The 362-nt window shown below is 61.3% G+C and carries 2 pseudogenes; one reads left to right on the top strand and one right to left on the bottom strand.

Annotated features, from left to right (window positions below):
* Positions 1-21 precede the first annotated feature (21 nt).
* Positions 22-108, top strand: a pseudogene (locus BTW07_RS20290) (hypothetical protein); the annotation flags it as partial.
* A 146-nt stretch (positions 109-254) separates the two neighbouring features.
* Here BTW07_RS20290 and BTW07_RS20295 read toward each other — a convergent pair.
* Positions 255-341, bottom strand: a pseudogene (locus BTW07_RS20295) (hypothetical protein); the annotation flags it as partial.
* Between the last annotated feature and the right edge of the window lie 21 nt (positions 342-362).

The following is a 362-nucleotide window of genomic DNA, read 5'->3' as shown; positions in this document are numbered from 1 at the left end:
GGCGACGGTGATCGGGTCACTATCGAGGTGCTGGCTCAACGCGATGAGCGCCACGTTCGAGGAATCGCCCTTACCCCGACCCAAGGCCTGTCGCGTGGGATGCCTGTGAAGGACAGCGGTGGACCGCTGAAGGCACCGGTTGGCAAACCCATACTGTCGCGCATGTTCGATGTTTTCGGTATACCGAAAACATCGAACATGCGCGACAGTATGGGTTTGCCAACCGGTGCCTTCAGCGGTCCACCGCTGTCCTTCACAGGCATCCCACGCGACAGGCCTTGGGTCGGGGTAAGGGCGATTCCTCGAACGTGGCGCTCATCGCGTTGAGCCAGCACCTCGATAGTGACCCGATCACCGTCGCC

The sequence above is a fragment of the Salinicola socius genome (assembly GCF_001937195.1).
GTDB lineage: Bacteria > Pseudomonadota > Gammaproteobacteria > Pseudomonadales > Halomonadaceae > Salinicola > Salinicola socius.
Note: the sequence above shows the minus strand (reverse complement) of the source record. Positions and strands in the feature narration are given on the sequence as shown.